At 40.8% G+C, this 10,131-nt stretch carries 7 protein-coding genes and 1 pseudogene; 5 read left to right on the top strand and 3 right to left on the bottom strand.

Features of this window, described 5'->3' with window-relative positions:
* Positions 1-140: 140 nt before the first annotated feature.
* Together RMY31_RS25250 and RMY31_RS25245 are read right to left on the bottom strand one after the other, a co-directional pair.
* A pseudogene (locus tag RMY31_RS25250) lies at positions 141-278 on the bottom strand (cyclic nucleotide-binding protein); the annotation flags it as partial.
* Between the two features lie 406 nt (positions 279-684).
* Positions 685-1,098 (bottom strand): metalloregulator ArsR/SmtB family transcription factor, encoded by a 414-nt coding sequence (locus RMY31_RS25245; protein WP_322657750.1) that lies wholly within the window; start codon positions 1,096-1,098, stop codon positions 685-687.
* 123 nt (positions 1,099-1,221) lie between these two features.
* Between RMY31_RS25245 and RMY31_RS25240 the strand changes: the two genes are divergently transcribed.
* From RMY31_RS25240 to RMY31_RS25225, 4 genes are all read left to right on the top strand, one after another.
* Complete coding sequence (locus tag RMY31_RS25240) at positions 1,222-3,681, top strand: heavy metal translocating P-type ATPase (protein ID WP_322657752.1); 2,460 nt, start codon at positions 1,222-1,224, stop codon at positions 3,679-3,681.
* Between the two features lie 170 nt (positions 3,682-3,851).
* Positions 3,852-4,691 carry a DUF2382 domain-containing protein gene (locus RMY31_RS25235; protein WP_322657753.1) on the top strand — a complete coding sequence of 280 codons (840 nt, stop codon included), beginning with the start codon at positions 3,852-3,854 and terminating at the stop codon, positions 4,689-4,691.
* Positions 4,692-4,959: 268 nt separating this feature from the next.
* Positions 4,960-5,901: a DUF2382 domain-containing protein gene (locus RMY31_RS25230; protein ID WP_322657754.1), complete on the top strand. Its 942-nt coding sequence runs from the start codon at positions 4,960-4,962 to the stop codon at positions 5,899-5,901.
* Positions 5,902-6,050: 149 nt separating this feature from the next.
* Positions 6,051-6,956: a YsnF/AvaK domain-containing protein gene (locus tag RMY31_RS25225; RefSeq protein ID WP_322657755.1), complete on the top strand. Its 906-nt coding sequence runs from the start codon at positions 6,051-6,053 to the stop codon at positions 6,954-6,956.
* A gap of 277 nt (positions 6,957-7,233) precedes the next feature.
* Here RMY31_RS25225 and RMY31_RS25220 read toward each other — a convergent pair whose 3' ends face one another.
* Complete coding sequence (locus tag RMY31_RS25220; RefSeq protein ID WP_322657756.1) at positions 7,234-8,415, bottom strand: MFS transporter; 1,182 nt, start codon at positions 8,413-8,415, stop codon at positions 7,234-7,236.
* A gap of 109 nt (positions 8,416-8,524) precedes the next feature.
* Here RMY31_RS25220 and RMY31_RS25215 point away from each other — a divergent pair, with 109 nt between their 5' ends.
* Positions 8,525-9,439 carry an ion channel gene (locus RMY31_RS25215; RefSeq protein ID WP_322657757.1) on the top strand — a complete coding sequence of 305 codons (915 nt, stop codon included), beginning with the start codon at positions 8,525-8,527 and terminating at the stop codon, positions 9,437-9,439.
* Positions 9,440-10,131 lie beyond the last annotated feature (692 nt).

Below are 10,131 nucleotides of genomic sequence, written 5' to 3'. Positions count from 1 at the left end.
CACACGAAGTAGGGCAATAGTACTACTTTTACAATGACTCTACCATCAAAGTTTGAATGCTTACTTATATGTCACCCACTATCACTACTTTTTTTCTGCATTTAGTATTCTTGTACTATATTTAGATGCGTTCGCCCTGATATGTTTACTTCTCCTTCTACAATGCCAAACATAAAATCACCAGATTGTCCTTCTTCAAAAATGACTTGACCTGTTGAACATGCTTGTGGATTGGGTTGTTTTTGAAAAATGCTGAGTGTAATTACAGGACTTAACATGAGACACAGATCCAAAAATCATTGTTTTTAAGCGAATTTTTTGTATGGGCAATCCGAGGACCGAGAGAAGTATACTACTTTCTGTGAATTAACCATTACCTTGCTCTTTCCCAGTCCCCAATACCCAATCCCTAGTCCCTTTAAATTAGCTGTAAGGTTAAAAAAACAGATTTTTGGCAGTTTGGCATTCATACAACAGTTAACACTGGTATATTTTTATTGTGCAAGGGGTGTATCAGAAGTGGTTCCGGCCGATGGTTGGGGCCACTTTTGCAATTTATGGAAGTGCTGAGAGACGCGATTAATCGCGTCTGTACAAGAGGTTAGTTGTCAGTTGTTTTATCTTCCCCTGCCCCTCTGCCCCTCTGCTCCCCTGCTCCTCATCTCCCAGTCCCAAGCCCCTTTTTCATACCATTTTGGTCAAAGTTTCATCATTTGACTCATGCAAATTTTCTACTAAAAAGTGATACAGATTGGTAATGTGACTGTCAGCCAAGCTGTAATAGACTTTCCGACCTTCTCGGCGATAGCTGACTAAACGCATTGCTTTCAATAAGCGTAGTTGATGGCAAACAGCTGATTCACTCATTTTCGTTAATGCCGCTAGATCGCAAACACATAACTCTTGCGATGCCAAAGCTGATATCAGGCGCAAGCGATTCGTATCTGCAAGCAAACCCAAGACTTCTGATATCTGCTGTGCCTTTGCTGTTGGCAAAATTTGCGATCGCGAAGACCGTACATTCTCTAAATTCACTAGATGGGTATTACAGTTTGGCGCATCAGGATTATTTCGGCTGTCTGGCTTGTGCTGATTCATGACCTGAATTAAGGCAATGGTTATCAATCTCAATAGTAGCTAAAATGTTACAGGTTGAACAATTGAACAACTATTCAATTGTTGGCTAAAATATATTTAACTTCTTAGCCTTTTGGTATTGCCATGACTCAGAGCAATTCCCTGAAAACTCAAACATTGCAGGTTAGTGGTATGGACTGCGGCAGTTGTGCCCAGACAATTGCAGCCAGTTTGCAGCAATTAAGTGGTGTGATGGAAGCTTCGGTAAGTTTTGCAACAGGTCGAGTAAAGGTTTCCTACGATCCAAATCTCTTGAGTGAAGCCCAAATCAAGCATCGGATCGCTGTTTTAGGCTATGAAGTTGATGCCACTCCTGAGAAAACGCTACAAGTACAAATTGGTGGGATGGATTGCGGCAGTTGTGCCAAAACTATTGAGGTTGGCTTACAGCAGATTACAGGTGTGAATGAAGCATCAGTTAGCTTTACAACTGGGCGATCGCAAATATCTTATAATCCGCAACAGGTCAGTGAAACAACCATTTATGAACGGATTCAAGCTTTAGGTTATACAGTTGAGCAGAGTTCTGATAGTCATTCCTCACATCACCATGACTCCTGTGACCATGAGCATCACCACGAGGAGGCAGAGGAGCAGAGGGGCAGAGGAGCAGAGGGGCAGAGGGGCAGAGAGACAGGGGGGAAATTACTAGGAACTCAAAATACTGCTACAAATTGGAAATTCTGGATTACTAATCGGCGAGGACAAAGTGTCATTCTGGCAGGTGTGGGTTTATTTTTAGGCTTAGTCACTCAGTATTTGGCGTTACCCATTTGGTTGGCAAGGGCTTTTTATGGGATTGGCATAGTAGTTGCTGGCTATCCGATTGCACGGGCGGGGTTATTTGAGTTGCGTTTGCGCCGTGCTGATATGAATCTGCTGATGACGATTTCAGTAATTGGGGCAGTAATTTTAGGAGATTGGTTTGAAGCAGCACTAGTAGTTTTTTTGTTCTCCTTGGGCACAATGCTGCAAGTCTTCACATTTGGCCGTACTCGCAATGCCATTCAGGGGCTGATGGATTTGACCCCACCGACTGCCACCGTTAAGCGCAACCATCAAGAAGTTACAGTTCCCGTTGAAAGTATTAGGGTAGGCGAAATTTTAACGATTCGACCGGGACAGCGGGTGGCGCTGGATGGCGTAGTAGTTTCTGGAACGAGTGCAATTGACCAGTCTCCCATCACAGGAGAATCAATTCCCGAAGATAAAGCCCCAGGAGATACTGTTTTTGCTGGCACTTTGAATCAAACAGGCTTTTTGTCAGTTAAAGTTACCCATACTGCTAGCGATACCACTGTTGCTAAAATTATTCACCTTGTAGAAGAAGCACAATCAAGCCGTGCGCCGACGCAGCAGTGGGTGGATAGGTTTGCCGAAATATATACTCCTATAGTAATTCTGAGTGCGATCGCCATTGTCTTAATTCCACCCTTAGCATTTGCTCAACCTCTAAATATTTGGCTATATCGGGCATTAGTGTTGCTAGTAATTGCCTGCCCATGTGCCTTGGTGATTTCCACCCCAGTTTCGATTGTCAGTGCCATTGGTGCGGCAACCCGCCACGGAGTTTTATTTAAAGGTGGCCATGCACTAGAAACAGCTGGGCACTTAACTAGCCTAGCCTTTGATAAAACCGGAACCTTGACCCAAGGAGAGCCTGTAGTCCAAAAGATTTATGACTTAGGAGAAGAGAATACCAATTTTATCTTATCTATTGCTGCTTCTTTGGAACAACAATCAGAACATCCTTTAGCTAAAGCGATTGTCGCAAAAGCCAAAGAACAGGGATTAAATTTAGAGAATATTGAAAATTTTACAGCCTATCCTGGTAAAGGTGTTGCCGCACAAATTGGCGCAAATCTCTACTTAGTGGGGAATCGGCGGTTATTTGCAGACTTTGGTGTTGGTTTATCAACAACAGCCGAATCCTTGTTAATAAAAATTGAAAGTTTAGGGCAAACAACTGTGCTTGTAGGCAGTAGCCAAAAGTTATTAGGAATTGTTGCCTTGGCAGATGGCTTGCGACTAGAAGCGGCGGAGGCTGTACGGTTATTGCAACGGTTGGGAATGCGGCATGTGATGATGTTAACAGGCGATCGCACCGCTGTAGCCAAACAGATTGCCCAACAATTAGAAATAACAGAGTATCAAGCTGAACTGTTACCAGAAGATAAGCTGCAAGCAATTCAGCAATTGCGACAATCTGGAGTTGTAGGTATGGTAGGTGATGGTATCAACGACGCACCAGCCTTAGCTGCCGCAGATATCAGTTTTGCGGTTGGTAGAATTGACATTGCTCTAGAAACAGCAGATGTAGTCTTAGTAGGCAGTGACCTCAGACGACTAGCCTACACAGTCAATTTGAGCCGCCGTACAGTAACAGTAATTCAACAAAATGTTATCTTTTCGCTAGTGACAAAAGGACTGTTTTTATTACTAGGTACTTTTGGTTTTGTGGGGTTAGCAATTGCAGTATTAGCTGATACGGGAACTTCTTTACTTGTTACAGCGAATGGCATGAGGCTGTTTAGAGACAAGTAGTGGGCAGAGGGGCAGGGGAAGATAAAACATGACAACTGACTCTTGTACAGACGCGATTAATCGCGTCTGTACTCAGCACTTAGGACTCAGGAATTCAGTCGCCAGCAGGAGGTAACACCAGATAGGAGTTTTTAGGCTGATGGATAGATATTCTCAAGAGCTTAAAACATATGCCTCTTTACAGACTTGAACAATTTTACCCGAACTACCGAGAAAGGTTTGGTGGTGATGACGTTAAAGCTTTGGATGTCTATACAGAAGGAGGAATGAAGGTTGGCTCAGTTGTTGATGCTTTAGTTGACCAAGAAGGCCGTTTCCGATATCTAGTTATTAACACAAGCGTAGATTCTCTTAGTAAGAAAATATTACTACCAATTGGTCTTTCACGTATCAATTATCCAGCAAAACGTGTCGATGTTGACAGACTGAGTAAACAGCCAATAGAACGTTTACCTGAGTACAGAGAAGACATAGTTGTTGATGAAAATTATGAAGAAAAAGTCCGTAGTGTATTTCGTTCTCCAACAAGTGATGTGATTTACGATCGCGAGACATACAGTTACCAAAAAGAACCAGCTTTATACGATTTGAATGAACAATATCATCAAACGCTTAGACTGTACGAAGAACGTTTAATTGCCCACAAACACCGAATTAAAACTGGAGAAGTAGCAGTAAGCAAGCATGTTGAAACTGAAACCGCAAGAGTTTCAGTACCCGTTGAAAAAGAACGTGTGGTAATTGAGCGAGTTCAGCCCACAGCCGCAACAGTTGTAGATCCCAACGAAGCTAAATTTCAAGATGGGCAAGTAGCACGTATAGAAGTATACGAAGAAACGCCGGAAATTTATAAAGAAGCGTTTGTGCGCGAAGAAGTCCGAGTCAAGAAAGTAATAGATAGAGACACAGTAGAAACGCAAGACACAATTCGTCGAGAAGAGTTAGATATTAATACTGCGGGCGAATTACATGTCAATGAAACTAGTGCGACTAGACATGAAGTTGTTTGAGGAGTTAGTCAAGGAATTTGTGTAGATTTATCTTAAAAAATTGTCCAGGTAGAGATACATATGTACTCTGCCTGGACTTTTAGCATTGATATTAATAATATATATTCGCCAAAATGCCAAATCTGATGTTTATACCAAGATAAAGAATATCTATCACTTTCGATAACGCTTAACTGAATCAATTCAGTCGAGAGAAGGAGGAAAAATAATGGATAAATTTGTAGCCTAATTAATAGGAGAAGGTATGAAACTACTGAGGTAAAATTTAATGGCTCTTTATAGATTAGAAGATTTCGATCCTGATTACCAAGATACTTTTGAAGGTAATGATGTTAAAGGACTAGGGGTCTATACAGAAGGAACCAACGAAAAGATAGGCATGGTCAGCGATGTCTTAGTAGACGAAGAAGGTCATTTTCGTTATCTAGTCGTTGACTTAGGTTTCTGGATTTTTGGTAAAAAAGTATTACTACCAGTTGGTCGTTCTCGGATTGACTATAACAGCGATCGCATTTATGCCGTTGGTCTGACAAGAGAACAAGCAGAAGATTTACCTGAGTTTGACGAACGCAACACACTTGATTACGACTATGAAGAACGGGTGCGTGGAGTATATCGCAATCCCAGCTACCAAACCAGTGGTTTAGGAACTTCGCCAATTATAGATACACCTGCTGGTTTAGGAACTTCGTCAGTTGTGGATACACCTACACCCTTAGATGCAACCTTAGATACAAGCTATAGAACGACAAATACCCCAATTTACGACCGCGACACATACAATTACGACCGCGAACCTTCTTTATTTGGGTTAAATGAGCAAAATCATCAAACCTTGAGATTGTACGAAGAACGGTTAATCGCGAACAAGCAACGCATCAAAACTGGAGAAGTTGCAATCGGTAAGCATGTAGAAACTGAAACGGCAAGAGTTGCAGTGCCTATAGAAAGAGAGCGCGTTGTTATTGAACGTGTAACCCCAGCAGATGCTGGTAAAGCTGTTGCTCCTGGCGAAGCTGACTTCCGTGAAGGCGAAGTTGCTCGCGTAGAGCTTCATGAAGAAACTCCTGATATTCGCAAAGAAGCAGTTCTGCGCGAAGAAGTGAGAGTTAAAAAAGTTGTGGAACACGACACAGTAGAGGCTCAAGAAACCATACGTCGTGAAGAATTAGATGTCAATGCTCCTGGTCTTCCAGTTGAAGAACGCTAATCGGCACAGTAATTAGTCATTAGCTAATAGCTAAGTATGCATAGTACAGGTAAAGCTTTTTTATGAATTGGCTTTACCTGTACTTGTAGTCGCTCAATTGTGATAAATAATATAACTAGTTTTTTAAATGTATTTAGTAAATCTTGTTTATGAATAGCCAATCAATGGCGGGCAAATTTGAACAACACAACCAGAAGAATAGTATTCGCAAGTTACTAGAAATACTGAGAAAAAGAGTAAAATATTTCACTGTAATCGATAGTCAAGACCAACTCATAGGTAAAGTTAAAGATTTAATTTTAGATGCTAATGGTCAAATCAACTTATTAATAGATCGGCAAACAAATGACCAAAGTCTACAAAAAGAAGAGCAATCTTCAGATAAACATAGATTAGTCGTTTTGAGAAGCCAAAAAATCAAAAAAATTGACGCTCAAACTAAATCTGTTTTTTTAGACATAGAACAATCACAAGTAGAGTATATGCCTGAATATTTAGGAACAGAAACCCCAGATGAAAATAAAATAGCGGATAACTCAACTGAGCAACCAGCTAATAATCAAATAATAAATAGCCAAGTAGAATCAGCCAATTTAGAAAAAGTTGACGAAGAAAAAATTATTCGTTTACTCGAAGAACGACTAGTAGTTGACAGTAGCAAACGTAAAGTTGGTGAGGTAATTGTTCGCAAAGAAATTGAAACCAGGATGGTACAAGTTCCTGTCCGGCGAGAGAAGCTAATTGTAGAACAAGTTAGCCCAGAACACAAACAACTTGCAGAGATTGATTTAGAGCAAGGAGAGATTTCTGGTATCGAGTTAACTGAAGGGGAAATTCCCGAAGTAACTAGTTTTAAGAATGATTTAACTGCGATCGGTGACTTTAGCTCTCCTAAAATTGCTAGTTTACTTTTAAATGCGATCGCCTTAGAACGCAATCATGGATGTCAACAGGTAAGAGTAGCTGTCACTGTTACAGATGAGTCAACCAGGAAAAAATATCAGGAGTGGTTCGACAGGTGTTCTAAAGGTCAACAACCAAGACCTGAAATATAAACTTTGAGCAGGTAAATTAGTAGTAGGGTGGTTAATACTCACCCTACTTTTTTTATTTACAGCATTTTTCAAAAAAATCAGGATTTACGCACAAAGGTTGTCTGTTGAGATTGGGTGTAAGGGGGTACGGGTATAAGGGTTTTGCTCACTTACACCTTCACACCCCTATACCCCTACACCCCTTGTCCAAACCCTTAATTTTTCGTATCACTGCGTAAATCCTAAAAATGACTTATTGCAGTTTTACTCCTAATTCCTAACTCCTGCTGAATTAACTTTATGCAACTTTTGGCGTATACCTTTTACGAGCCAAAATTGCCAAAAATAATACTATAAAGGTAAGCGTTCCCGCTAAATATAATGGATATCCATAGGTCTGGGGATTGGATTGATGAATTAGCATTCCTGCAATTACAGGCCCAACACCATTGGCAATACTTAAATAGGATGCATTCAAACCCATGGCAGTACCTTGGTCTTGTGGTTTAGCATTCAGAGAAATAAGCGTGTTGATCGTTGGTTGCACTAGAGAATTGAACAGTGAAAATAATATGCTGACTGCTACGAAATAAATCACTATAGGTAACACTGGCATCAGCACAAATGACAAACTGCGGATAAATAATGCTAAAAACAATATATTAACTACACTAAATTTACGTTTTAAGATTGAGATTCCCCAAGTCTGCATAATCACACCTAGCACACCAAACAAGAGAAACATCATTGTTAAAGACTGGTTATTTTGACTCAACACATTAATAAAGTAGGGTTGAAAAGCATAGGTAAAAATCGTGAAAGTAGTTCCGATAAAAAAGTTGATAATCAAAAGTACACCAACTTTTGGCATAAACAAACCTCTAATTAAATTACCTAAACCGAGGTCAAAGATATTGTGTGCTTTCTCAGCTCTTGTTTGCAGAGATTCTGGAACAAAAAAGATTGTGATTAAAAGAGCGACGAGTGCGACTGCACCAGAAACTAAAAACGCAGCACCCAAAGATATCTGCTGTGCCAACAAACTTGTAGCCGGTCCTAATACGAAGCCTACACTTAAGGCTGCTCCAAAAATTCCAAACCCCTGAGCGCGGTTTTCAGAACTGGTGACATCTGAAATCATCGCTTGAGCAACAGAAGCATTGCCTCCAGTGATGCCATCTAAGAGACGAGCTAGAAACAGAACAATTGCTGTTGTCGCAGTTCCGGCGAGCAAATTAGCGATGACAGTCCCAGCCAAACTAATAATCAGTAAAGGCTTACGTCCAAAGCGATCCGAAAGTTTGCCAATGACGGGAGTGGCGAAAAACTGAGCTATGGAATAAATCGAAAATAACAAACTAGTCTGGAAATCGCTCAGTCCAAATCGTTTGCCATAAAGATAGATAATGGGAATTAAAATCGTAAAACTGAGGGAATTAATAAAGGCAATTAAAGCTATAATCCAAAAATTTCGATTCATTAGCGATATTTAACCAGCAGGTTGTAAGTTATTGACAGTTCTGTAACTAAAGCCAGCACTTTTGAACTCTAGTCATACTAACTACTCGCCGTTCCTTTGGCTACTCCCAATGAAAATTCGACTGAAGCGACTTTCACGGAAGCAACGAGAGCGTCTAATGCCACGCATTCACATTAAAGTCCAAAATGGACATTTTGAGATTGTGGGCTTAGGTGCATGGTATTCCTACTGGCGCGAACCCTACCATCTACTGTTGACAATTCCCTGGACTGGTTTTCTGGGTCTAATATGTATTTTTTATGTAACTATTAATACTGTATTTGCCTTAGCTTATTTGGCAGGAGGCGATTGTATTGCCAACGCTGAACCTGGTTCTTTTTTAGATGTCTTTTTCTTCAGCGTGCAAACCTTGGCATCCATCGGCTACGGTGCAATGTATCCTAAAACCATTTATGCCAATACTATTGTCACCATTGAAGCAATGGCAGGTTTGATGGGAATTGCTATGATCACGGGACTAGCATTTGCCCGTTTTTCTCGACCGACTGCCCGTGTGATGTTTAGTCGTATTGCAGTGATTACACCATATGAGGGAGTACCGACCCTCATGTTTCGCACAGCTAACCAACGGCGCAACATGATTATAGAGGCACAGATGCGGGTGTATTTGATGCGGGATGAAGTGAGCGCAGAAGGGCATTTTATTCGTCGGTTCCACGAACTCAAACTATTGAGAAATCAGACACCTGGCTTTGCATTAACTTGGTTGGCAATGCATGTGATTGATGAGTCTAGTCCTCTTTACGGAGTGACACCAGAGTTGCTAATCCAGACTCATACTATGCTTATGGTTTCTTTGAGTGGTATTGATGAAACGGTTGCACAAGTTGTTCACGCCCGTCATAGCTATGGTAGTAATGATATCTTGTGGAACAATCAGTTTGTTGATATCATGCACCATACACCTGATGGCGATCGCTACATCGATTACAGCAATTTTCACGATGTCTTACCTCTAGATTAAAGTAAATTAACCTGTTGAACTCACGTTACAAGCTTTTTGCCTTTTTATAACCGTCTAACTCACCATAATATGGATCCAACTATCGTTGCTGCTATCCTATATCTCATAGCTGCTCAAGCAGCTAAAGAAAATTTTAGCAAAGCTACATTGAGATAGGCACAACGCCCAGACAGAATATATGGTATGTTTTCGTACTTCCAGCAAGCTACCACAATTTTTAGTCGAACAATCGCGAATAAAATCGGCGTTTTACCCTCTTTTTGTACATTTGGGATGCTCCCTTATAAATTTAGATCCCTCTCTAAGTAAGTCGGTGAAAATAAACCTAGCTATGTAACAGAATGTAAAATTGATATAAACCTTGCGATTGCTTCATTCGACTTCGTTCCATTCGCAATGACATAGCGTGAATTATTTCAGCCGTTCTACTTAAATCCACGCCATTTGCTACAAGTCTCCTAACCCGCCCAACGCAGTGGCTCCCCTTCAAGAAGGGGACTTTGATTCCGGTTCCCCCTTTTTAAGCTACAGTGTACACACAATTGATTTAATTACCCCAAATTCTTTAAAAGTAGTGGCGTGTCAAGGCTAAAATGTTGCATTAGAATCGCCTGTTTCATCGGTTTCAAAAATTGGATAAAGATGTTTAAGTTTGACACGCGCGTCTTCAGTAGTAAAACGCCAAATTACTT

Origin of the sequence: Dendronalium sp. ChiSLP03b, from assembly GCF_034531165.2 — a bacterium.
Classification (GTDB): domain Bacteria; phylum Cyanobacteriota; class Cyanobacteriia; order Cyanobacteriales; family Nostocaceae; genus Dendronalium; species Dendronalium minutum.
Note: the sequence above shows the minus strand (reverse complement) of the source record. Positions and strands in the feature narration are given on the sequence as shown.